At 33.3% G+C, this 23,028-nt stretch carries 40 protein-coding genes; all 40 read left to right on the top strand.

From position 1 onward, the window contains the following. Positions 1-30: 30 nt before the first annotated feature. The 40 genes from tuf to cwlD all read left to right on the top strand — a co-directional run bounded on the left by tuf (position 31) and on the right by cwlD (position 22,865). A complete protein-coding gene (gene tuf, locus BS62_RS14330) occupies positions 31-1,224 on the top strand; it encodes an elongation factor Tu (RefSeq protein WP_496491952.1) in 1,194 nt (397 codons plus the stop codon). A 482-nt stretch (positions 1,225-1,706) separates the two neighbouring features. Then, positions 1,707-2,018, top strand: a complete 312-nt coding sequence (gene rpsJ, locus BS62_RS14325; RefSeq protein WP_490142963.1) for a 30S ribosomal protein S10 — start codon at positions 1,707-1,709, stop codon at positions 2,016-2,018. An 88-nt stretch (positions 2,019-2,106) separates the two neighbouring features. Continuing rightward, entirely contained in the window at positions 2,107-2,736 is a 630-nt protein-coding gene (rplC, locus tag BS62_RS14320; RefSeq protein ID WP_496491951.1) for a 50S ribosomal protein L3, read from the top strand. A gap of 28 nt (positions 2,737-2,764) precedes the next feature. Beyond that, positions 2,765-3,385: a 50S ribosomal protein L4 gene (gene rplD / locus BS62_RS14315; protein WP_496491950.1), complete on the top strand. Its 621-nt coding sequence runs from the start codon at positions 2,765-2,767 to the stop codon at positions 3,383-3,385. After that, on the top strand, positions 3,385-3,675 hold the full coding sequence (rplW, locus tag BS62_RS14310; RefSeq protein WP_490142960.1) for a 50S ribosomal protein L23: 291 nt from the start codon (positions 3,385-3,387) through the stop codon (positions 3,673-3,675). Before rplD ends, rplW begins: the two co-directional genes overlap by 1 nt. A 33-nt stretch (positions 3,676-3,708) precedes the next feature. Continuing rightward, positions 3,709-4,539 carry a 50S ribosomal protein L2 gene (gene rplB / locus BS62_RS14305; protein ID WP_496491949.1) on the top strand — a complete coding sequence of 277 codons (831 nt, stop codon included), beginning with the start codon at positions 3,709-3,711 and terminating at the stop codon, positions 4,537-4,539. A 35-nt stretch (positions 4,540-4,574) separates the two neighbouring features. Beyond that, positions 4,575-4,856 carry a 30S ribosomal protein S19 gene (gene rpsS, locus BS62_RS14300; protein ID WP_490142958.1) on the top strand — a complete coding sequence of 94 codons (282 nt, stop codon included), beginning with the start codon at positions 4,575-4,577 and terminating at the stop codon, positions 4,854-4,856. A gap of 32 nt (positions 4,857-4,888) precedes the next feature. Continuing rightward, positions 4,889-5,221: a 50S ribosomal protein L22 gene (gene rplV, locus BS62_RS14295; protein ID WP_496491948.1), complete on the top strand. Its 333-nt coding sequence runs from the start codon at positions 4,889-4,891 to the stop codon at positions 5,219-5,221. A 22-nt stretch (positions 5,222-5,243) separates the two neighbouring features. Next, complete coding sequence (gene rpsC / locus BS62_RS14290; protein ID WP_496491947.1) at positions 5,244-6,125, top strand: 30S ribosomal protein S3; 882 nt, start codon at positions 5,244-5,246, stop codon at positions 6,123-6,125. Between the two features lie 28 nt (positions 6,126-6,153). Next, positions 6,154-6,597 carry a 50S ribosomal protein L16 gene (gene rplP, locus BS62_RS14285; RefSeq protein WP_496491946.1) on the top strand — a complete coding sequence of 148 codons (444 nt, stop codon included), beginning with the start codon at positions 6,154-6,156 and terminating at the stop codon, positions 6,595-6,597. Then, entirely contained in the window at positions 6,587-6,790 is a 204-nt protein-coding gene (gene rpmC / locus BS62_RS14280) for a 50S ribosomal protein L29 (RefSeq protein WP_496491945.1), read from the top strand. Before rplP ends, rpmC begins: the two co-directional genes overlap by 11 nt. A 22-nt stretch (positions 6,791-6,812) precedes the next feature. After that, complete coding sequence (gene rpsQ, locus BS62_RS14275; protein WP_496491944.1) at positions 6,813-7,067, top strand: 30S ribosomal protein S17; 255 nt, start codon at positions 6,813-6,815, stop codon at positions 7,065-7,067. 23 nt (positions 7,068-7,090) lie between these two features. After that, entirely contained in the window at positions 7,091-7,459 is a 369-nt protein-coding gene (rplN, locus tag BS62_RS14270) for a 50S ribosomal protein L14 (RefSeq protein WP_496491943.1), read from the top strand. A 24-nt stretch (positions 7,460-7,483) separates the two neighbouring features. Beyond that, positions 7,484-7,789: a 50S ribosomal protein L24 gene (rplX, locus tag BS62_RS14265; protein ID WP_496491953.1), complete on the top strand. Its 306-nt coding sequence runs from the start codon at positions 7,484-7,486 to the stop codon at positions 7,787-7,789. Between the two features lie 25 nt (positions 7,790-7,814). Continuing rightward, the gene (gene rplE, locus BS62_RS14260; RefSeq protein WP_496491942.1) at positions 7,815-8,357 is read left to right on the top strand and encodes a 50S ribosomal protein L5; all 543 of its coding nucleotides are present in this window, start codon (positions 7,815-7,817) and stop codon (positions 8,355-8,357) included. A 17-nt stretch (positions 8,358-8,374) separates the two neighbouring features. Continuing rightward, the gene (locus tag BS62_RS14255; protein WP_490142951.1) at positions 8,375-8,560 is read left to right on the top strand and encodes a type Z 30S ribosomal protein S14; all 186 of its coding nucleotides are present in this window, start codon (positions 8,375-8,377) and stop codon (positions 8,558-8,560) included. A gap of 32 nt (positions 8,561-8,592) precedes the next feature. Beyond that, positions 8,593-8,991, top strand: coding sequence for a 30S ribosomal protein S8 (rpsH, locus tag BS62_RS14250; RefSeq protein WP_496491941.1), 399 nt, complete (start codon positions 8,593-8,595; stop codon positions 8,989-8,991). A 29-nt stretch (positions 8,992-9,020) separates the two neighbouring features. Continuing rightward, positions 9,021-9,563 (top strand): 50S ribosomal protein L6, encoded by a 543-nt coding sequence (gene rplF, locus BS62_RS14245; RefSeq protein WP_496491940.1) that lies wholly within the window; start codon positions 9,021-9,023, stop codon positions 9,561-9,563. 32 nt (positions 9,564-9,595) lie between these two features. Continuing rightward, positions 9,596-9,964, top strand: a complete 369-nt coding sequence (gene rplR / locus BS62_RS14240) for a 50S ribosomal protein L18 (RefSeq protein WP_496491939.1) — start codon at positions 9,596-9,598, stop codon at positions 9,962-9,964. Between the two features lie 18 nt (positions 9,965-9,982). Beyond that, positions 9,983-10,492: a 30S ribosomal protein S5 gene (gene rpsE, locus BS62_RS14235; RefSeq protein WP_496491938.1), complete on the top strand. Its 510-nt coding sequence runs from the start codon at positions 9,983-9,985 to the stop codon at positions 10,490-10,492. A gap of 13 nt (positions 10,493-10,505) precedes the next feature. Then, on the top strand, positions 10,506-10,691 hold the full coding sequence (gene rpmD, locus BS62_RS14230; protein ID WP_496491937.1) for a 50S ribosomal protein L30: 186 nt from the start codon (positions 10,506-10,508) through the stop codon (positions 10,689-10,691). A gap of 31 nt (positions 10,692-10,722) precedes the next feature. Then, complete coding sequence (rplO, locus tag BS62_RS14225) at positions 10,723-11,166, top strand: 50S ribosomal protein L15 (protein ID WP_496491936.1); 444 nt, start codon at positions 10,723-10,725, stop codon at positions 11,164-11,166. After that, on the top strand, positions 11,167-12,435 hold the full coding sequence (gene secY / locus BS62_RS14220; RefSeq protein WP_496491935.1) for a preprotein translocase subunit SecY: 1,269 nt from the start codon (positions 11,167-11,169) through the stop codon (positions 12,433-12,435). A gap of 41 nt (positions 12,436-12,476) precedes the next feature. Beyond that, complete coding sequence (locus BS62_RS14215) at positions 12,477-13,127, top strand: adenylate kinase (RefSeq protein WP_496491934.1); 651 nt, start codon at positions 12,477-12,479, stop codon at positions 13,125-13,127. Beyond that, positions 13,127-13,873: a type I methionyl aminopeptidase gene (gene map / locus BS62_RS14210; RefSeq protein ID WP_496491933.1), complete on the top strand. Its 747-nt coding sequence runs from the start codon at positions 13,127-13,129 to the stop codon at positions 13,871-13,873. The genes BS62_RS14215 and map overlap by 1 nt, the downstream gene beginning before the upstream one ends. A gap of 14 nt (positions 13,874-13,887) precedes the next feature. Next, on the top strand, positions 13,888-14,175 hold the full coding sequence (locus tag BS62_RS14205; protein WP_496491932.1) for a KOW domain-containing RNA-binding protein: 288 nt from the start codon (positions 13,888-13,890) through the stop codon (positions 14,173-14,175). Between the two features lie 28 nt (positions 14,176-14,203). Then, entirely contained in the window at positions 14,204-14,422 is a 219-nt protein-coding gene (gene infA / locus BS62_RS14200; protein ID WP_490142940.1) for a translation initiation factor IF-1, read from the top strand. A 33-nt stretch (positions 14,423-14,455) separates the two neighbouring features. Then, entirely contained in the window at positions 14,456-14,569 is a 114-nt protein-coding gene (rpmJ, locus tag BS62_RS14195) for a 50S ribosomal protein L36 (protein ID WP_008516283.1), read from the top strand. A gap of 161 nt (positions 14,570-14,730) precedes the next feature. Next, on the top strand, positions 14,731-15,102 hold the full coding sequence (rpsM, locus tag BS62_RS14190; protein ID WP_496491931.1) for a 30S ribosomal protein S13: 372 nt from the start codon (positions 14,731-14,733) through the stop codon (positions 15,100-15,102). Positions 15,103-15,129: 27 nt separating this feature from the next. Then, a complete protein-coding gene (rpsK, locus tag BS62_RS14185) occupies positions 15,130-15,528 on the top strand; it encodes a 30S ribosomal protein S11 (protein WP_496491930.1) in 399 nt (132 codons plus the stop codon). A 32-nt stretch (positions 15,529-15,560) separates the two neighbouring features. Further along, positions 15,561-16,184 carry a 30S ribosomal protein S4 gene (gene rpsD / locus BS62_RS14180; RefSeq protein WP_496491929.1) on the top strand — a complete coding sequence of 208 codons (624 nt, stop codon included), beginning with the start codon at positions 15,561-15,563 and terminating at the stop codon, positions 16,182-16,184. Positions 16,185-16,266: 82 nt separating this feature from the next. Next, positions 16,267-17,214 carry a DNA-directed RNA polymerase subunit alpha gene (locus tag BS62_RS14175; protein WP_496491928.1) on the top strand — a complete coding sequence of 316 codons (948 nt, stop codon included), beginning with the start codon at positions 16,267-16,269 and terminating at the stop codon, positions 17,212-17,214. A gap of 20 nt (positions 17,215-17,234) precedes the next feature. Next, positions 17,235-17,576: a 50S ribosomal protein L17 gene (gene rplQ, locus BS62_RS14170; RefSeq protein ID WP_496491927.1), complete on the top strand. Its 342-nt coding sequence runs from the start codon at positions 17,235-17,237 to the stop codon at positions 17,574-17,576. 195 nt (positions 17,577-17,771) lie between these two features. After that, positions 17,772-18,608: an energy-coupling factor transporter ATPase gene (locus tag BS62_RS14165; RefSeq protein WP_496491926.1), complete on the top strand. Its 837-nt coding sequence runs from the start codon at positions 17,772-17,774 to the stop codon at positions 18,606-18,608. Next, positions 18,593-19,453: an energy-coupling factor transporter ATPase gene (locus BS62_RS14160; protein WP_496491925.1), complete on the top strand. Its 861-nt coding sequence runs from the start codon at positions 18,593-18,595 to the stop codon at positions 19,451-19,453. The genes BS62_RS14165 and BS62_RS14160 overlap by 16 nt, the downstream gene beginning before the upstream one ends. Beyond that, entirely contained in the window at positions 19,453-20,250 is a 798-nt protein-coding gene (locus tag BS62_RS14155) for an energy-coupling factor transporter transmembrane component T family protein (RefSeq protein ID WP_496491924.1), read from the top strand. Before BS62_RS14160 ends, BS62_RS14155 begins: the two co-directional genes overlap by 1 nt. Positions 20,251-20,362: 112 nt before the next feature. Continuing rightward, a complete protein-coding gene (gene truA, locus BS62_RS14150) occupies positions 20,363-21,094 on the top strand; it encodes a tRNA pseudouridine(38-40) synthase TruA (RefSeq protein ID WP_496491923.1) in 732 nt (243 codons plus the stop codon). Between the two features lie 118 nt (positions 21,095-21,212). Further along, on the top strand, positions 21,213-21,644 hold the full coding sequence (gene rplM, locus BS62_RS14145; RefSeq protein WP_496491922.1) for a 50S ribosomal protein L13: 432 nt from the start codon (positions 21,213-21,215) through the stop codon (positions 21,642-21,644). A gap of 29 nt (positions 21,645-21,673) precedes the next feature. Next, positions 21,674-22,066, top strand: coding sequence for a 30S ribosomal protein S9 (rpsI, locus tag BS62_RS14140; protein ID WP_490142929.1), 393 nt, complete (start codon positions 21,674-21,676; stop codon positions 22,064-22,066). Between the two features lie 76 nt (positions 22,067-22,142). Next, positions 22,143-22,865, top strand: coding sequence for an N-acetylmuramoyl-L-alanine amidase CwlD (cwlD, locus tag BS62_RS14135; protein WP_496491921.1), 723 nt, complete (start codon positions 22,143-22,145; stop codon positions 22,863-22,865). The last annotated feature ends 163 nt before the right edge of the window (positions 22,866-23,028 follow it).

Here is a 23,028-nt window from a genome sequence, read left to right as displayed (position 1 = left end):
TACATAATTTAAAAGAGGAGGAATTTTAAAATGGCTAAAGCTAAATTTGAAAGAAACAAGCCACACGTTAACATAGGAACAATAGGACACGTTGACCACGGTAAAACAACATTAACAGCAGCAATAACTAAAACATTACACGCAAGATATGGATTAGGGGAAGCTGTAGATTTTGCAAACATAGATAAAGCACCAGAAGAAAGAGAAAGAGGAATAACAATATCAACAGCACACGTTGAATATGAAACTCCAAACAGACACTACGCACACGTTGACTGCCCAGGACATGCTGACTACGTTAAGAACATGATAACAGGAGCAGCACAAATGGACGGAGCAATATTAGTTTGTTCAGCAACAGATGGACCAATGCCTCAAACAAGAGAGCATATACTATTATCAAGACAAGTTGGGGTACCATACATAGTAGTATTCCTAAACAAATGTGATGTAGTAGATGACGAAGAGTTATTAGAATTAGTTGAAATGGAAGTAAGAGAATTATTAAGCGAATATGACTTCCCAGGAGATGATACTCCAATAATACAAGGATCAGCATTAAAAGCATTAGAAGATCCATCAAGTGCATGGGGAGATAAAATAGTAGAATTATTCGAAGCAATAGATTCATATGTACCAGAGCCAAGCAGAGCAGTAGACAAGCCATTCTTAATGCCAGTAGAAGACGTATTCTCAATAACAGGAAGAGGAACAGTTGCAACTGGTAGAGTAGAAAGAGGAATAGTAAAAGTTCAAGACGAAGTTGAGTTAGTTGGATTATCAGAAGATCCAAGAAAGTTAGTAGTAACAGGAGTAGAAATGTTCAGAAAGTTACTAGACGAAGCTCAAGCAGGAGATAACATAGGAGCTCTATTAAGAGGTATCCAAAGAGCAGAAATAGAAAGAGGACAAGTATTATCAAAGCCAGGAACAATAAAGCCACACACAAAGTTCACAGCTGAGGTATACGTATTAAAGAAAGAAGAAGGCGGAAGACATACTCCATTCTTCGATGGATATAGACCACAATTCTATTTCAGAACAACAGATGTTACAGGATCTTGTAAGTTACCAGAAGGTATAGAAATGATAATGCCTGGAGATAACGTAACAATGGTAGTAGAATTAATATCACCAATAGCTATAGAAGAAGGATTAAAATTCTCTATAAGAGAAGGCGGAAGAACAGTAGGAGCTGGAGTTGTTGCTACTATAGTAGAATAGTAATATTCTATATATAAGAAGCTTAACTTATAGTTTAAATATAAAGGGGGAAGGATTATATCCTTCCTTTTTTGTTTTATATAACAAAAAAATCAAAAAAAGAAAAATAATGTAATTCATATAAGTAAATTGACAAGTTTGGCTTAAGCCTGTATACTTACATATGGCCCTCGGTTATAGGGCTAACTAAAATTGCAAACAACATATAAAGTGATAAAAGTCAAAAATATTAAAAAAAATAATAAATATTCAAAAAAAGCTTGAAAAAAATAAAAAGATGTTATAAAATATTATAGTGTGCTTGAGAGATGCGATGATGTAAGAGGTTGCTGTTAAACAGTTAATTTTTACGGAGTAGTCTATATCTTAGAATTAGGCGGCGTGATACCGAATGTTTTTCAAAACACAACACACCCGGGTCTGTGTATCGGTATCTGTCGTGCGTAAAACATTTAAACGTGCGATAAAGGAGGGAAATTAAAATGGCTAAGAATGAAAAAATAAGAATAAGATTAAAGTCATATGACCACAAGTTATTAGATCTTTCATCTGAGAAGATAGTTGAAACTGCTAAGAAGGCTGGATCAAAAGTTTCAGGTCCGGTACCACTACCAACAGAGAAACAAATAATAACTATATTAAGAGCTGTTCATAAGTACAAAGACTCTAGAGAACAATTCGAAATAAGAACTCATAAGAGATTGATAGACATAAGCAATCCAACACCTAAGACTGTTGATTCATTAATGAGATTAGACTTACCAGCAGGTGTTGACATAGAAATAAAATTATAATAAGCCCCTAAGATATGTATCCATAGATACCTTATCTTAGAATGATTGCGAAAATGCAATCCGCTGTAAGATTATAGGAGGTGTAGCTATGAAAGGAATATTAGGAACAAAATTAGGAATGACTCAAATATTCACTGAGCAAGGAGCTGTAGTTCCTGTAACAGTGGTACAAGTTGGTCCAGTAGTTGTTACTCAAGTTAAAAATGTTGAGAATGACGGATACAATGCTATACAAGTTGGATTCGGTGAAGTTAAAGAAAAATCTTTAAATAAACCAAAAATGGGTCATCTTGCTAAAGCAGATGTATTAAAAAAATACTTAAGAGAATTCAGAGTAGATTCTGTTGAAGGATATACAATAGGACAAGAAATAAAGGCTGATATATTCGCAGCTGGAGAAAAAATTGATGTTACTGGAATAAGTAAAGGTAAAGGATTCCAAGGTCCTATAAAAAGACATGGACAAAGTAGAGGTCCTGAAACTCACGGTTCTAGATACCACAGAAGACCAGGTTCAATGGGTGCTGCTTCATTCCCAGGAAGAGTATTCAAAGGGAAAAAATTAGCTGGTCATATGGGTAGCGAAAGAGTAACAATTCAAAACTTAGATGTAGTTAGAGTAGATGCTGAAAACAACTTAATATTAGTTAAAGGCGCTATACCAGGAGCTAAAGGCTCGCTAATAACAATAAAGCAAGCTGTTAAGGCTTCTAAATAGTAACTAATACGGGAAAGGAGGAAACACGATGCCGAAATTAGACGTATTAAACGTTAACGGACAAAAAGTTGATGAAATAACTTTATCAGACGCTGTGTTTGGCGTAGAAGTTAATGAACACGTTTTATATGAAGTAGTAAAAAACCAACTTGCTAACAAGAGACAAGGTACTCAATCTGCTAAAACAAGAGCAGAAGTTAGAGGTGGCGGAAGAAAACCTTGGAGACAAAAAGGAACAGGAAGAGCGAGACATGGTAGTATAAGATCACCTCAATGGGTAGGTGGTGGTATAGTATTCGCACCGAAACCAAGAGATTATAGATATACATTACCTAAGAAGGTAAGAAGATTAGCAATGAAGAGTGCTTTATCTGCTAAAGTACAAAGTGGAGAAATGATAGTTTTAGACTCACTAAACATGAATACTCCAAAAACTAAAGAATTTGCTCAAATATTAAAGAACTTAAATGCTAACAAAGCTTTAATAGTTATGGGTGAGAAAAACGAAAACGTAATAAAATCAGCTAGCAATATACAAGGAGTTCAAACAGCCCTTGTTAATACAATAAACGTATATGATATATTAAAATACGATTTATTTATAATAACTAAAGATGCGGTTGAAAAAGTGGAGGAGGTGTACGCGTAATGACTAATCCACATGATATAATAATAAAGCCTGTTGTAACTGAGCAAAGTATGGCTGATATGGCGGATAAGAAATATACTTTCATAGTAACTAAGAAAGCTAATAAAACTGAAGTTAAAAAAGCTATAGAAAACATATTTGGTGTTGAAGTTGAAAAAGTAAACACTATGAATTACGACGGAAAAGTTAAAAGAATGGGTAAAACTGAAGGAAGAACAGCTAGCTTTAAAAAAGCAGTAGTTAAATTAACTGCGGATAGCAAAGAAATAGAATTCTTCCAAGGAATGTAATTAACAGTTTAATAGAAGAAGGAGGGAAATCTAATGGCTATCAAAAAGTTTAGACCGACTTCTCCCGCTGTAAGACAAATGACAGTTAATGTTTCTGACGAAATAACATCTGCACAGCCGGAGAAATCATTATTAGTAACTTTAAAGAAAAATGCTGGTAGAAATGCTCAAGGTAGAATAACAGTTCGTCACAGAGGTGGCGGGGCTAAGAGAAAATATAGAATAATAGACTTCAAAAGAGATAAAGATGGTATACCTGCAAAGGTTGCAACTGTAGAATATGATCCAAATAGATCAGCTAACATAGCTTTATTAAATTATGTTGACGGTGAAAAAAGATATATAATAGCTCCAAAGGGAATAAAAGTTGGAGATATGGTATTATCAGGACCTACTGCTGATATAAAGCCAGGAAATGCAATGCAGTTAAAGGATATGCCAGTTGGTACTTTAGTACACAACATAGAATTAAAGCCTGGAAAAGGAGCTCAATTAGTAAGATCTGCTGGTGCTTCTGCTCAATTAATGGCTAAAGAAGGAAAAAATGCTTTATTAAGATTACCATCAGGAGAAATGAGACTTGTTAGCATAAACTGCAAGGCTACAATAGGACAAGTTGGTAACTTAGAGCATGAGAACGTAACAATAGGTAAAGCTGGTAGAAAAAGACACATGGGTATAAGACCTACAGTAAGAGGATCTGCTATGAACCCTAACGACCATCCACACGGTGGAGGGGAAGGTAGAACTTCTATAGGTAGACCATCTCCAGTTACTCCATGGGGTAAACCAGCACTTGGATATAAAACTAGAAAGAAAAATAAAGCTTCTGATAAATTAATAGTTTCTAAGAGAACTAAATAATAAAGCTGCATAAAGTTCGGGAAGGAGGATAACAAATGTCAAGATCAACTAAAAAAGGACCTTTCATTCACCAAAGACTTTTAAAGAAAATAGAGGAAATGAATGCTAACGATAAAAAAGAAGTTATAAAGACTTGGTCAAGAACTTCGACTATATATCCACAACTAGTTGGACACACATTAGCTGTTCATGATGGAAGAAAACATGTTCCGGTTTATGTAACTGAAGATATGGTTGGACATAAGTTAGGAGAATTTGTTCCAACAAGAACTTTCAAAGGACATAAGGACGATGAAAAATCTTCTAAAAGAAGATAGTAAATCTCTAAGTAAGAAAGGAGGCAATAACAATGGAAGCAAGAGCTACTGCTAAATATTTACGTGTATCGCCAAGAAAAGCAGGCCAAGTTTGTGAACTTGTAAGAGGGAAAAGTGCTAAAGAAGCATTAGCAATATTAAAGTATACTTCAAGAGGAGCGGCTCCAATAGTTGCTAAGGTTATAAAGTCAGCTATGGCTAACGCTGAAAACAACCATGAAATGGATGCTGACAAATTATATATAGCTGAAATATATGCTAATCAAGCGCCAACAATGAAGAGATTCATGCCAAGAGCTATGGGTCGTGCTACTACTATAAGAAAAAGAAATTCTCATATTGGAGTAGTTTTAAGAGAAAAATAAATAATAGATAGGAGGTTAAGTAATGGGACAAAAGGTTAATCCACACGGCTTGAGAGTCGGTATTATAAAAGATTGGGATTCAAGATGGTTTGCTAATAAAAAAGATTTCGGAACTTTATTATTAGAAGATCACAATATACGTAAATTCTTAAAAAGTAAATTATATATAGCTGGTGTTTCTAAAATAGAAATAGAAAGATCGGCAAATAAAGTAAAGTTAGACCTACACGTTGCTAAGCCAGGTATAGTTATAGGTAAAGCTGGCGCTGGCATAGATGCCTTAAAAGCAGAATTAGAAAAAATGACTAAGAAAACTGTAATGGTTAACATAGTTGAAGTTAGAAGCCCTGAAAGAGATGCTCAGTTAGTAGCTGAGAATATAGCTTTAGCTATAGAAAGAAGGGTTGCTTTCAGAAGAGCCATGAAACAAGCTATACAAAGAGCTATAAAATCAGGAGCTAAAGGTATAAAAGTATCTGCTTCTGGTAGACTAGGTGGAGCTGAAATGGCTAGAACTGAAGGATACAGCGAAGGAAATGTACCTTTACACACATTAAGAGCTGATATAGACTATGGATTTGCTGAAGCAAATACAACATACGGAAAAACAGGTATAAAAGTATGGGTCTACAAAGGTGAAGTTCTTCCAACTAGAAATGGTGCTCCAAGAGAAGAAGCTCCAAAAGATAATAGAAGAGACAACAGAAGAAACGATAGAAGAGACAACAGATCAAACGATAGAAGAAACAACGATAGAAGAGATTCTAGACCTAATGATAGAAGAGATAATAGAGGCGGTAACCCTGGATATAATAGACCACAACAAGGTGGAGCAAGACCACAAGGTCAAAGACCACAACAAGGTGGAGCAAGACCACAAAGAACAGAAAACAAACAAGGGTAATTGCTAATAAGGAAGGAGGAAAATACTCATGTTAATGCCTAAAAGAGTAAAGCGTCGTAGAGTTCATAGAGGAAGTATGGCTGGCCAAGCTCACAAAGGTAACAAAGTTACTTACGGCGAATTCGGATTAGTTGCTTTAGAACCAGCTTGGATAACTTCTAACCAAATAGAAGCTGCCAGAATAGCGATGACAAGATATATAAAAAGAGGGGGTAAAGTTTGGATAAAAATATTCCCTCACAAACCAGTAACAAAAAAACCGGCAGAAACTCGTATGGGTGCTGGTAAAGGTTCCCCAGAATATTGGGTAGCGGTTGTTAAACCAGGAAGAGTTATGTTTGAATTAGCAGGTGTTCCAGAAGATAAAGCTAGAGAAGCTATGAGACTTGCTATGCACAAACTCCCTGTAAAGTGTAAGTTTGTTACACGTGAAGATTTTGAAGTAAAGGGTGGTGAATCGGATGAAAGCTAAAGAATTAAGAGATATGTCTAATGAAGAATTAATGAAAGAATTAAATGATTTTAAAAGTGAATTATTTAGCTTAAGATTCCAATTAGCTACAGGACAATTAGAAAACACAGCAAGAATAAAATTTGTTAAAAAAGATATAGCTAGAGTTAAAACTGTCCTTGCTGAAAGAAAGTTAAACGAAACTAGAGCTTAATCGGGAAAGGAGGCTTTTAAACATGGAAAGATCAGGAAGAAAAGTTAGAATGGGCCGTGTTGTAAGCGATAAAATGGATAAAACAATAGTAGTTACTGTTGAAGATTTCGTTCGTCACCCATTATACGGAAAGCCAGTTAAGAGAACGCAAAAGTTCAAGGCTCATGATGAACAAAACGTATGTAAAATCGGAGACAGAGTTAGAATAATGGAAACTAGACCATTATCAAAAGATAAGAGATGGAGATTAGTTGAAATAGTAGAAAAGGCTAAGTAGTTTTCGAAGAAGGAGGGATTACGATGGTACAACAAGAAACACGTTTAAAAGTTGCTGATAACTCAGGAGCCAAAGAACTTTTATGTATACGTGTTCTAGGCGGAAGTGGAAGAAGATACGCGAACATAGGTGATGTAATAGTTGCTTCTGTTAAAGCTGCAACACCTGGTGGAGTTGTTAAAAGAGGTAAGGTTGTTAAAGCTGTTATAGTAAGAACTAAGCAAGGTATGAGACGTAATGACGGAAGTTATATATCGTTTGACGAGAATGCTGCAGTTATAATAAAGGACGATAAAACTCCAGTAGGAACTCGTATATTCGGGCCTGTTGCTAGAGAGTTAAGAGATAAAGATTTCATGAAAATAGTTTCTCTTGCTCCAGAAGTACTATAATTAAGGAGGTGCAATAGGGACATGATGCGTGTTAAAAAAGGTGATACTGTTGTTGTTATAACAGGAAAAGATAAAGGAAAAAAAGGTAACGTGTTAAAGGTATTCCCAAAAGCTAATAGAGTATTAGTTGAAGGAGTTAACATGATAACTAAACACCAAAAGCCAAGCGCTATGAATCCGCAAGGTGGAATAATAAATAGAGAAGCTCCAATACACATATCAAACGTTATGCCATTTGATTCAGAAAGCGGAAAAGGCGTAAGAGTAAGATTTGATGTAAATGAAGGCAAAAAAGTAAGAGTATCAGCAAAGAGCGGAAAAGAAATATAATTTAGCTTGAAAGGAGGTAACAAAAGTGGCTTCTAGATTACAAGAAAAGTACATGAAAGAAGTTGCTCCAGCTTTAATGGAGAAATTTGGATACAAAAATGTAATGGAAATACCTAAGTTAGAAAAAATAGTTATAAACATGGGTATCGGTGATGCTAGAGAAAATCCAAAAGGATTAGAAGCTGCTGTTGAAGAATTGACAGCTATATCTGGTCAAAAGCCAGTTATTACAAAAGCTAGAAAATCAATAGCTAACTTCAAATTAAGAGAGCAAATGCCAATAGGTACAAAGGTTACATTAAGAGCCGATAAAATGTTTTACTTCATGGATAAATTAGTTAACATATCGTTACCAAGAGTTAGAGACTTCAGAGGAGTAAATGCTAACGCATTTGACGGAAGAGGTAACTACGCTTTAGGGATAAAAGAACAATTAATATATCCTGAAATAGAGTATGATAAGGTAGATAAAGTTAGAGGTATGGATATAATCTTCGTTACAACTGCAAAGACAGACGAAGAAGCTCGTGAATTATTAAAATTATTAGGAATGCCATTTTCTAAGTAAGCAAAGGAGGGATTCCAGTGGCTAAAAAAGCGATGATAATAAAACAACAAAGAAATCAAAAGTACAAAACTAGAGAATACACTAGATGTACAATATGCGGAAGACCACATTCTGTTTTGAAAAAATTTGGAATATGCCGTATATGTTTTAGAGAATTAGCCTATAAAGGTCAAATACCTGGCGTTAAGAAAGCAAGCTGGTAGTAGCTTGTTAATCGTGGAAGGAGGGTACGAACATGACAATGACAGATCCAATAGCAGATATGCTAACTCGTATAAGAAATGCTAATGTAGTTAAGCATGAAACTGTTGATGTTCCTGCTTCTAATATGAAAAAAGAGATATCTAGAATATTATTAGAAGAAGGTTTTATCAGAGGGTATGATGTTATAGAAGATGGAAAGCAAGGAATAATAAGAGTACAATTAAAGTACGGAGTTAATAACGAAAGAGTAATAACAGGTCTTAAGAAAATATCTAAGCCTGGTATGAAGGTTTACGCTGCTAAAGATGAATTACCAAGAGTATTAGGTGGTTTAGGAGTAGCTGTAATATCTACTTCAAAAGGTATATTAACTGATAAGCAAGCTAGAAAAGACAACGTTGGTGGAGAAGTAATCTGCTACGTTTGGTAATAATACGAACAATGTAAGGAGGTGCAGACATGTCAAGAATAGGTGTTAAACCAATATCAATACCAGCAGGTGTTGAGGTTACTATAGACGCTAATAATACAGTTACAGTAAAAGGACCTAAAGGTTCATTAACACAAAAATTAACTTCAGACTTAACTATAAAGAATGAAGAAAACATAATAACAGTTGAAAGACCAACAAACAACAAAAAGCACAAGTCTTTACACGGATTAACTAGAACTTTAATAGCTAATATGGTAGAAGGTGTTACTAACGGATACGAAAAGAAGTTAGAATTAGTTGGTGTTGGATACAGAGCTCAAAAGCAAGGAAGCAAATTAGTTCTTAGCTTAGGTTTCTCTCATCCAGTAGAGATGGAAGATCCAGAAGGAATAACTGTTGAAGTACCAAACCAAACTGAAATATTAGTTAAAGGTATAGATAAGCAAATAGTAGGAAACTACTCTGCTAAAATAAGATCTTGGAGAGAGCCAGAACCGTACAAGGGCAAAGGTATAAGATACGCTGGTGAAGTTGTAAGACGTAAAGAAGGTAAAACTGGTAAGAAGTAATACGTAATAAACCTAAGAAAGGAGTGAGCACCATGTCAAAAAAACTAAGCAAAAATGAAAACAGACTTCAAAGACATAAGAGGGTTCGTAAAAAAGTTAACGGAATAGCTGAAAGACCAAGATTATGTGTTTTCAGAAGTGCTAATAATATATACGTTCAAATAATAGACGATAATGCAAGAACAACTCTAGCAGCTGCGTCATCTTTAGATGCTGAAGTTAAAGACAATGCTAATCATACAGGAAACAAGCAAGCTGCAAGATTAGTTGGACAAATGATAGCTAAAAAAGCTCAAGAAAAAGGCATAACTGAAGTAGTATTCGACAGAGGTGGATACTTATATCACGGTAGAGTTAAAGAGTTAGCTGATGGAGCTAGAGAAGCTGGTCTTAAGTTCTAATAAGAAGGAGGGAAATCAATGCTACGTCGTAAGATGATAGATGCAAGACAACTTGACATAAAAGAAAAAGTTGTTGAAATAAGACGTGTTACTAAAGTTGTTAAAGGTGGTAGAAACTTTAGATTCGCAGCTTTAGTAGTTGTTGGAGATGAAAACGGACATGTTGGCATTGGCGCTGGTAAAGCTATGGAAGTACCAGATGCTATTAAAAAAGCTGTAGAAGATGCTAAGAAAAACTTAATAGAAGTTCCTATGGTAGGAACTACTATACCACATAGAATACAAGGTCACTTCGGTGCTGGTCAAATATTAATAATGCCAGCTCAAGAAGGTACAGGAGTTCTAGCTGGTGGTCCTGTTCGTGCGGTACTAGAATTAGCAGGATTAAAGGATGTTAGAGCTAAATCTTTAGGTTCAAGTAACCCAAGAAATATGGTAAATGCTACAATAGAAGGTTTAAAATCTCTAAGAACAGCTGAAGGTATAGCTAAACTTAGAGGAAAAAAAGTAGAAGACCTTCTAGGTTAAGGAGGTAGTGTAGATGGCTAAAATACAAATAAAGTTAGTTAAAGGTACAATAGGAACTACTCCTAAACAAAGAAAGAACGTAGAAGCTTTAGGATTAAAGAAAATCGGTTCTGTTGTTATAAAAGAAGATAATGCCCAAATGAGAGGCATGATAAGCAAAGTTAATCACTTAGTAGAAGTACAACAAGTAGCTGAATAATTATGAAAAAAGAAGACAAGGAGGTGTAGTCATGAAGTTACATGAGTTAAGACCTGCTGAAGGTGCTGTAAAAGATAAGAAAAGATTAGGTAGAGGTACTGGTTCTGGTCTTGGAAAAACTTCTGGACGTGGTCATAAAGGTCAAGGGGCTCGTTCTGGCGGAGGAGTAAGAGTAGGATTTGAAGGTGGACAAATGCCACTTGCTAGAAGACTTCCTAAAAGAGGTTTTACAAACATATTCAAAAAGCAGTACACATTAATTAATGTGGAAACATTAAATAGATTCGAAAACGGAACAGAAATAACTCCTGAGTTATTAAAAGAAATGAAAGTTATAAGCAAAATAGAGAAAGACGGCATAAAGATCTTAGGAGAAGGAAACTTAGAGAAAAGCTTAACAGTTAAAGCTCAAAAGTTTACTGCTTCAGCTAAGGAAAAAATAGAATCGGCTGGAGGAAAGTCTGAGGTGATCTAGGTGCTGTCTAACCTAAAAAATGCTTGGAAAATTAAAGATGTAAGAAGAAAAATATTATATACTTTGATGATGATTGTAGTATTCAGGATAGGGTGTATAATCCCTGTTCCTGGAGTTAATATAGATTATATAAAGGAAATAGTTGACCAAGCTGGTCTTCTTTCCTTATATAATTTATTTACAGGTGGAGCATTTAGTAACTTTACGTTATTTGCTTTAGGAATTACTCCTTATATAACAGCTTCTATAATAATACAGTTATTAACTATTGGTTTTCCGAGCTTGGAAGATCTAAGTAAATCAGGAGAAGAAGGAAAGAAAAAGATTAATAAGTATACAAAATATACTGCTATGGTCTTAGCTTTAATTCAAGGTACTGGGATAACTTTAGGACTTATAAGAGGCGCTTTAAAAACGGATACTCCGTTTTTTATAGTTACTGTTATAATGACATTAATTGCTGGTACGGCCCTATTAATGTGGATAGGAGATAAGATCACCGAAAAAGGTATGGGAAACGGAAGTTCAATAATAATATTTATAGGTATAATAGCAGGCATGCCTGCTACTTCAATGAGAATATATAACTCAGTTAAGGCTGGTCAAACACCAATATGGGTTGTAATCGGAATGATTATAATAGGAATAGCGGTTATAGCTGCTGTTACTCATATACAAATAGCTGTAAGAAAAGTGCCAGTTCAATATGCTAAAAGAGTTGTTGGAAGAAAAATGTATGGCGGTCAAAGCACACACATACCGATGAAGATAAATCAATCGGGTGTTATACCTGTTATATTTGCTAGTTCATTACTAGCATTTCCACAGACAATAGCTTATTTTGCAGGTGGTAATTCTCAAGCTTTTATATCTAAGTACCTATCTCCAACTGGAGAACCTGGATTTTGGATATATATGTTATTTGAAGTAATGCTTATAATATTCTTCTCGTATTTCTATACAACAGTTTCATTTAATACACATGACATAGCTAATAACATGAAGAATAGTGGTGGATTTATTCCAGGTATAAGACCAGGGCAATCTACTGAAGACTATTTAAATAAAATATCTTCAAGACTTACTTTAGCAGGAGCGTTATTTTTAGCTATAATAGCAGTACTACCATCTATAGCATTGAAGTTTACTAGTATCCAGTTAGGTATTGGAGGAACATCATTACTGATTGTAGTTGGAGTTGCTTTAGAGCTAATGAAGCAGTTAGAGTCTAATTTAGTCATGAGAAACTATCAAGGTTTTTTAAAATAAATTTTAAAAACTTGTAAAAACAAGTATTCGGAGATGAGAATATGAGAATAATATTACTTGGGCCTCCTGGTGCAGGAAAAGGAACACAGGCTGCAGGGATAGTTGAGAAACACAACATACCTCATATATCAACTGGTGATATATTCAGAAAAAACATAAAAGAGGGAACGGAACTTGGAAATAAGGCTAAGTCATATATGGATCAAGGAATGCTTGTTCCAGATGAATTAACTGTAGGTTTAGTTAAGGATAGATTATTACAAGATGATTGTAAAGATGGATTCTTACTAGATGGATTTCCAAGAAATACATTTCAAGCTGAAGCTTTAGATAAATTCTTAGATGAGATAAATTCTCCTCTAAATAATGTTATAAACATAGAAGTAGATAAGAATTTATTAGTAACTAGAGCCATAGGAAGAAGGATATGTAAGCAATGCTCAGCAACATATCATGTTGAATTCAATCCACCAAAAGTAGCAGGCGTATGCGATGTTTGTGGAGGGGAGTTATACCAAAGAGCAGATGATAATGAAGAAACTGTATCAAAGAGAATACAAGTATACCTAGATGAAACAAAACCTCTAATAGAGTATTACTCTAACAAAGGAATAATATCTACTATAGAAGGTGAGCAATCTATAGACAAGGTTTTTGAAGATATAATTGCTGCTCTAGGAAGTGAAAATTAATGATAATATTGAAATCCAATAAAGAAATAGAGTTAATGAGAGAAGCTGGAAAAATAGTTGCTGAAACTCATGAAATTCTAAAAGAAGCTATAAAACCGGGAATAACTACTAAAGAGTTAGATATTATAGCTGAAACTAATATAAGAAAATACAAATCAGAACCTTCTTTTAAAGGTTACCATGGATATACTGGATCTATATGTGCTTCTATAAACGAAGAGATAGTTCATGGAATACCAGGTAATAGAACTCTAAAAGACGGGGATATAATTAGTATAGATATAGGCGCATGCTACAAAGGATATCATGGTGACTCTGCGAAAACTCACGGAGTAGGCATAATATCTGATGAAGATAAAAAATTAATAGAAGTAACCAAACAAAGTTTTTATGAGGGTATAAAATTTGCTAAGTTAGGATATAGGCTCTCAGATATTTCTCATGCAATTCAAACACACATAGAAAAACATGATTTCTCGATTGTTAGAGACTTTGTAGGACATGGAATTGGATCTGATATGCATGAAGATCCACAGATTCCAAATTATGGACCACCAGGAAAAGGACCTAGACTTCAAGAAGGTATGGTACTTGCAATAGAGCCTATGGTTAATGCAGGGTCATATCGTGCTAAAGTTTTAGGGGATGGATGGACAGCCGTGACTATAGATGGAAAAAAATCAGCTCACTATGAGCATACTATAGCCATTACTACAGATGAGCCACTGATATTAACGAGGCTTTAATCTGGATGAAGAAGGTGAATTTAGTGCTATCAGAAGACTTGAGTATAGGTCAAGTAGTAAAATCTAAATTAGGAAGAGATCAAGGAACTTTATTTTTTATTATTAAAATAATAGATGAAGAGTATGTTCTCGTTGCTGATGGAGATATAAGAAAACTTGATAAACCTAAATTAAAGAAAGTGAAGCACTTGAAAAAAAGCAATGCTATAAGCAAAGCTGTTAAAAACAAGATAGAAGCTAACGAATCTATAAACGACGCTTTTTTAAGAGCTGAACTTAAGAAGCTAAACCTTATGGCATAAGTTAATTGAATGGAGGTTTGGTTAGTTAATGGCCAAAAAAGATGTTATAGAACTAGAAGGTACTGTTTCTGAAGCTTTACCTAATGCTATGTTTAAAGTAAAGTTAGAAAATGGACATGAAGTGCTATGTCATATATCTGGTAAATTAAGAATGAACTTTATAAGAATTCTTGAAGGTGATAAAGTTAATGTTGAACTTTCACCATACGATCTTACTAGAGGAAGAATTACTTGGCGTAAGAAGTAGACTATGTAAGATTAGTCTAAGGAGGGATTAACAATGAAAGTAAGACCATCAGTAAAACCAATATGTGAAAAATGCAAGATAATAAAAAGAAAAGGCAAAGTAATGGTTATATGCGAAAATCCAAAGCATAAGCAAAAGCAAGGTTAATAAATTATTGCTAGTATTTTGTTGTATTTTGTAGTATAATAATTAATTGTGATAATTAACAAGAGCTTTACGATCTTGAGATAAACTGGCTACGGATTTTATTTTTATGCATCGATTAATATAATGAAATAAGCAAAGTTAAGTTGTAGGAGGTGTAATTAATGGCAAGAATAGCTGGGGTAGATTTACCTAGAGAGAAGAGAGCAGAAATCGCCTTAACTTATATATATGGTATAGGTAGACCAACTGCTAACGATATATTAGCTAAAGCTAACATAAATCCTAACGTTAGAATAAAGGATTTAAGTGAAGAAGAAGTTAATGAATTAAGAAAAGTAATAGATACTGATCATATAGTTGAAGGTGATTTAAGAAGAGAAATCGCTTTAAACATAAAGAGATTAAGAGATATAAAATGTTACAGAGGTTTAAGACATGCTAAAGGTCTTCCTTTAAGAGGTCAAAGAACTAAGACTAATGCTAGAACTAGAAAAGGTCCTAGAAAAACAGTATCTCGTAAAAAGAAAAAATAATAATAGCTAGATAAGGAGGGAAGAATAATGGCAAAACCAAAAAAGAAGGTTACGCGTGTTAGAAGAAAAGAACGTAAAAATATAGAACGTGGACACGCTCATATACAATCAACTTTTAACAATACATTAATAACTCTAACAGATGTTCATGGAAACACAATATCTTGGGCAAGTTCTGGGCAAATGGGATTTAAAGGTTCAAGAAAATCTACTCCATTTGCTGCTCAACTAGCTGGAGAAACAGCTGCTAAAGCTGCTATGGAACACGGACTAAAAACTGTAGAAGTATTTGTTAAAGGACCAGGATCAGGAAGAGAAGCTGCTATAAGAGCACTTCAAGCTGCTGGTTTAGAAGTTACTATGATAAAAGACGTTACTCCAATTCCTCATAATGGTTGTAGACCACCAAAGAGAAGAAGAGTGTAATAAGAATATAACAATACAGGAGGTGCAAAATAATGGCAAGATATATAGGCCCGTCATGTAGACAATGCCGTAGAGAAGGAATGAAATTATTCCTTAAAGGTGATAGATGTTATACAGATAAATGTGGTATAGCTAGAAGAAATTATGCTCCTGGTCAACATGGACAAGGTAGAAAAAAAGTTTCTAACTATGGACTACAATTAAGAGAAAAACAAAAAGTTAAGAGAATATATGGAGTTTTAGAAACTCAATTCGCTAACTTATACGAGCGTGCTGAAAATATGCCTGGAATAACAGGGGAAAACTTATTAACTTTATTAGAGAGAAGATTAGACAATGTTGTTTATAGAATGGGATTAGCTTCTTCAAGAAAAGAAGGTAGACAATTAGTAAGACATGGTCACTTCACTTTAAATGGAAATAAGGTAGATATACCATCTTTAACTGTAAATGTAGGAGATGTTATAGCTGTTAAAGAAGGTTCAAGATCTTCAGATAAATTTAAAGCTTTAGTAGAAGGTGGTTCAAGAGTTGCTCCTAAGTGGATGGATAACAGCTTAGAAAACATGACTGCTAAAGTAGTTGGCAATCCAACAAGAGAAGATATAGACTTAGAAATAGCTGAGCACTTAATAGTAGAGCTTTACTCTAAGTAATAAATATTATATATATTTTATTATTCTTGTAGCGTTTTGCTTGCCCTCAGTGGATTAATAATTTTTAAGGAGGGTTTTGTCCATGATAGAAATAGAAAAACCAAAAGTAGATATTATAGAAATAAGCGAAGATCATAGATATGGTAAATTCGTTATAGAGCCTCTAGAAAGAGGTTATGGAATAACAGTAGGAAATGCATTAAGAAGAATATTATTATCTTCACTTCCTGGAGTTGCTGTAAAGTCTATTAAAGTAGAAGGAGTTCTACATGAATTTTCAACAATTCCTGGGGTAAAAGAAGATGTTACAGAGATGATACTATCTTTAAAGGAGCTTTCTGCCGACATAGACGGAGAAGGAAGTAGAACTGTAAAAATAGAAGCTAAAGGACCTTGTGTAGTTACAGGTGCTGATATAATATGTCCTTCGGATGTTGAAATATTAAGCCATGATTTACACATAGCTACTTTAGATGAAGATTCTAAACTGAACATGGAAATATATCTTGATAAAGGAAGAGGATATGTTTCTGCTGAAGATAATAAAAATGATGACATGCCTATAGGTGTTATCCCTGTAGATTCTATATATACACCTGTTGAAAAGGTGAGCTACAGTGTTGAAAACACAAGAGTAGGACAAAGAACAGACTATGATAAGCTAATACTTGAGGTTTGGACAAATGGAAGTATAAATCCTCAAGAAGGTATATCACTTGCAGCTAAGATATTAGTTGAACATTTAAATTTATTTATCAACTTAACTGAGCATGTAAGTAGTGTTGAAATAATGGTCGAAAAAGAAGAAGATCAAAAAGAAAAAGTTCTTGAAATGACTATCGAAGAATTAGACTTATCAGTTAGATCTTACAACTGTTTAAAGAGAGCGGGAATAAATACAGTTGAAGAGTTAGCTAACAAGTCTGAAGAAGATATGATGAAGGTTAGAAATTTAGGTAAGAAGTCCCTAGAAGAAGTAATTCAAAAGTTAGAAGAATTAGGTTTAGGACTTCAACCAAGCGAAGAGTAGCAAGTAAAGGAGGGATAGACATGGCTAATTACCGTAAGTTAGGACGTGTAACTGCTCATAGAAATTTAATGCTTAGAAACTTAGTTACAGATTTACTTAGAGCTGGAAGAATCGAAACTACAGTAACAAGAGCTAAGGAAACTCGTAGGATGGCTGAAAAGATGATAACTCTTGGTAAAAGAGGAGATCTTCACGCTAGACGTCAAGTTATGTCTTATGTTCTAGACGAGACTGTAGTAAATAGCTTATTCACTGATATAGCTCCAAAGTATCAAGAGAGAAATGGCGGATATACTAGAATAATCAAAATAGGACCAAGAAGAGGCGACGCTGCTGAAATGGCTCTAATAGAATTAGTATAAGACAAAAAGGATTAGGCGCATAAGCTTAATCCTATTTTTTTGTATCTACTAAAGGGTATTTAAATTAAGTGAATTTTAGTAGGTGTAAAAATTAAAATGTTATTATGATTTAAAACCTTTAAAAATAATGTATAGTTCTATATAATATAGTTTAGGTTAAGGTATATAAAATACTTATACGAAGGAGCAATAAGTATGACTGACATAATAAAAGTTGAGAATATTTCTTTTTTGTATATGAGCGAAGAAACTTCTTTCAAAGCAATAGATAATCTGAGCTTAAATATACAAGAAGGCGAATTTGTTGCGATAATAGGTCATAATGGTTCAGGTAAATCAACATTATCTAAGAACCTAAATGCAATATTAAAGCCTACACAAGGAGATATTTATATCTCTAATATTAATACAAAAGAAGATGATATGTTATGGGAAATAAGACAAAATGCTGGGATGGTTTTTCAAAATCCAGATAACCAAATAGTGGCAACAATAGTAGAAGAAGATGTTGCATTTGGTCCAGAAAATTTAGGTATTGAGCCGGATGAAATAAAAAAGAGAGTAGAAGAATCTTTAAAGGCTGTTGGAATGTATGATTTCAGGAAAAAACAACCTCATTTATTATCAGGTGGACAAAAGCAAAGAGTAGCTATAGCTGGAATAATAGCTATGAAGCCTAAGTGTATAATATTTGATGAAGCTACAGCAATGTTAGATCCATCTGGAAGAAAAGAAGTATTAAAAACTATAAAAAAGTTAAATAAAGAAGAGAATATAACAGTACTTCATATAACACACTTTATGGAAGAGGCTGTAGATGCTGATAGAGTTGTAGTTATGGAAAGTGGCAAAAAAGTAATAGAAGGAACACCAAGAGAAGTATTTTGTCAGGTTGAAAAACTAAAAAGTATCGGATTAGATGTTCCATATATGACTGAGTTAGCAAAAGAGCTAAAGAGCGAAGGTATAGATATAGATGATAGTATATTAACAGTAGATGAGATGGTGATGAAATTATGTCAATTAAAGTAGTAGAATTAACTCATATATATAATAAAGGAACACCTTTTGAAAGCAGAGCTTTGGACAATATAAGTTTTGAAATAGGGTCTGGAGAGTTTATTGGACTTATAGGACATACGGGTTCAGGTAAGTCAACACTAATTCAACATTTAAATGGTATACTAAAACCTAACTCTGGTCAAATAAGTATAAATGAATTTGATATAACAAAATCAAATATAAATTTAACAGATATAAGAAAAAGAGTAGGGGTCGTTTTTCAATATCCAGAATATCAACTATTCGAAGAAACTATATCTAAGGACATAGCCTTTGGGCCTTCTAATTTAGGTCTAGATGAAAAAGAGATAGAACAAAGAGTAAAGGAATCTATGGATGCTGTTGGACTAGATTACGATACATTTAAAGATAAATCTCCCTTTGAGATATCAGGTGGACAAAAGCGTAGAGTAGCAATAGCTGGAGTTATAGCCATGAAACCAGAAGTTTTAATATTAGATGAGCCCACAGCAGGACTTGACCCAAAGGGTAGAGATGAGATATTTGAATTAATTAAGAATTTACATTATAAAAATAAAATGACTATAATATTATCATCGCACAGTATGGATGATATGGCTAAATTAGCAAGGAAAATAATTGTTATGAATAATGGGAAGATAGAATTTATGGGGGCGCCAAGAGAAGTATTTAAAGAACATGGAAATAGATTAAAAGAAATAGGATTAGATATTCCACAAGTATTAGAACTTGCAATAAAGTTAAGAGAACAGGGATTTGATATAAGAGAAGATATATTAACTATACAAGAAGCCAAAGAAGAAATACTAAAAGGGATAAGGAGTAGGAAGTAATGTTAAAAGACATAACAATAGGACAATATTATCCAACAGATTCAGCGATACACAAACTGGATGCTAGAGTAAAGCTTATAGGAACGTTTTTATTTATGGCTTCTTTATTTATTATAAATAAATTTTGGCCATATCTAATAGTAGCTGCTGTTTTAGCATTAATTATATATCCCTCAAAAATTCCTTTTAAGTATATGTATAAAGGTCTTAAGCCTTTAAAGTGGATACTTGTATTTACATTTGTAATTAATATATTCTTTATACCAGGAGATATTATATGGTCAATTGGACCTATTAAAGTAACTGAACAAGGTATAAATCAAGCGATATTTATGTCTATGAGACTTGTATTTTTAATAATAGGTACATCTCTTTTAACATTAACTACATCCCCTATAGATCTTACTGATGGAATTGAAAAAACATTAAATCCATTTAAAAAAATAGGTGTTCCAGCCCATGAATTAGCTATGATGATGACAATTGCCTTAAGATTTATACCGACATTATTAGATGAAACTGATAAGATAATGAAAGCACAAATGTCAAGAGGTGCGGATTTTGAAAGTAAGAATATAATAAATAGAGCTAAAAATTTAGTGCCATTATTAGTACCATTATTTATAAGTGCTTTTAGAAGAGCAGATGAGTTAGCTATGGCTATGGAAGCTAGATGCTATAGAGGTGGACATAATAGAACTAAAATGAAACAAATAGTAATGACTAAAAGGGATTATGTAGCTTATGTTTTTATGGCTATATACCTAGTAATAATAATTTTAACTAGATATATTTAATAATTAAATCTTATTTATAAAAAGTAGATATCTAAAAATCCCTTATTATTATTCTAAATATGGAATAATAATATAGGGATTTTTAAGATTATAATTAAATGAGGAGTTTATTATGAGAAATATAATGCTTACAATACAATATGATGGGTCAGAATATTATGGGTGGCAAAAGCAAAATGATAGGCCAGGAATACAAAGTATAATAGAAGATTCAATATATAAAATAACAAAAGAGAATACAGAACTTGTGTCATCAGGTAGAACTGATAGAGGAGTACATGCTATAGGGCAAGTAGCAAACTTTAAAACTAAAGCTAAAATACCAGTAGAAAAAATACCAGGAGCTATTAATTCATCCTTACCAGAAGATATATCAATAATAGATGCTAAGGAAGTAGATGAGAATTTTCATTCTAGATATTGTTCTACTAAAAAGAGATATAGATACGTTATTTACAATAACAAGTATAAAAACCCCTTATATAGAAAATACTCTTATCATGTAAAATATGATCTAGATTTTGAAAAGATGAGAGAAGAATCCAGGTATTTAATGGGTGAACATGATTTTATTGGATTCATGAGTACTGGTTCATCTATAAAGACAACGATTAGAAATATATATGATATAGAGCTAAAAAAAGAAGGTGACTTTATAGTACTTGAGGTAGAAGGAAAGGGATTTTTATATAATATGGTTAGAATAATAGCAGGAACATTAATAGATATTGGAAGAGGAAGAATACAGGAAAGCTTAAAAGATATTATAGAATCAAAGGAAAGAAGTAGAGCTGGACACACGGCACATGCTAACGGATTATTTCTCAAAAAAGTATATTATTAGCTTGACACACCTGGCACATTGTATTAAAATATACTAGAATGTGTTAATAAGTCCACTTGCCCCGGACTTGACATAAACGGTAAAATATTGAATGGAAATAGGATAAGGAGGGACACCAATGAAAAGTTATGTAGCTAAGACAAGTGAAGTACAAAGAAAATGGTACTTAATAGATGCTGAAGGAAAAACATTAGGACGTTTATCTACTGAAATAGCAACTATATTAAGAGGTAAGCATAAACCAACATTTACTCCTCACGTTGATGGTGGAGATTTCGTTGTTGTAGTAAACGCTGAAAAAGTTGTATTAACTGGAAAGAAATTAGATCAAAAACAATACAGATACCACACTGGTTATGTAGGTGGATTAAAAGAAATATCTTACAGAAGAATGATGGCAGAAAAGCCAGAAGAAGTTGTAAGTCATGCTGTTAGCGGTATGCTACCAAAGAACAAATTAAGAAAAAGAATGATGACTAGATTAAGAGTATTCGCTGGAATGAATCATTCACATGAAGCTCAAAATCCAGAAGTTATAAACTTTAAATAATAGAATTCGGGTGAAAGGAGGAGTTAGTCATGGCTAATGTGCAATATTATGGAACTGGAAGAAGAAAACACTCTATAGCTAGAGTAAGATTAGTAGCTGGAGAAGGAAACATAACTATAAATGGAAGAACTATAGATAACTTCTTTAACTATGACACATTAATAAGAGATGTTAAACAACCATTAGTATTAACTGAAAACGAAAATAAATATGATGTAATAGTAAAAGTAGAAGGTGGCGGATTCACAGGACAAGCAGGAGCTATAAGACATGGTATAGCTAGAGCTTTACTAAAAGTTGATGCTGAGTTAAGAGGACCATTAAAGAAAGCTGGATTCTTAACAAGAGATGCAAGAATGAAAGAAAGAAAGAAATACGGATTGAAAGCTGCAAGAAGAGCTCCACAATTCTCAAAAAGATAATTATATTTATCACTTTGTTCAAAAGGCTTTGGAATACTCCAAAGCCTTTTTTCATATAAATGTACAGGGTGATATTATGAGATATATAAAATACATAGTTACTTTAAGTATAGCAATTACATTAATGACATTCGCTATTATGGAAGTAAGAAAGAACATGTCTGAGCCGGCTGCATTTATGCCTATAACAAATAAAGTTATAGTATTGGATGCTGGACATGGAGGAATTGACCCAGGGGCCTTGAGTAATGACAAAACCACTTTAGAGAAAGATATTAATTTGCAAATAGCATTAAAGCTAAGGGAATTATTAGAATCAAGTGGGGCTTTAGTGATACTTACTAGAGAAGATGATGTGAGTTTATATGAAGATTCTCCAGGAAAAACTATAAGACAAAAATATAATGAAAACTTAAAAAACAGAAAAAAGATAATAGATGAATCTAATGCTGACTTATTTGTATCTGTACATCTAAATGCATTTGAACAAACAAAGTATTCTGGAGCGCAAACTTTTTATCCATATAAGGACGAAAAAAGCAAATTACTAGCTACATTTGTTCAAAAGGAATTAAAAAGAGTGGCAGATAAATCTAATATGAGAGAAGTTAAACCTAGAAATGATATATACTTATTAAAAGAAAACAAAATCCCATCTATATTAATAGAATGTGGTTTTTTATCAAATGAAAAAGAAACACAGTTATTAAAGGATTCTAATTATCAAGAAAAAATAGCATGGTCTATATATGCAGGAATGCAAAAATATATCGGATCAGTTCAGCAAAATGAACAGTAATTGAGAAGCTTGTGACAATCACAGGCTTTTTAATTTTTGAAAAAAGTTAAAAAAGGTATTGACGATTAAATTATAACATGATATATTATTATTTGTCCGAAAGACATGGACAAAATAATGAACTTTGAAAATTAAACAGTAGGTCAATTAACACACCATTTAT

The organism is Sporacetigenium mesophilum DSM 16796, from assembly GCF_059569055.1.
The sequence above is the reverse complement of the archived record's forward strand: the minus strand, read 5'-3'. Positions and strand labels throughout refer to the sequence as shown.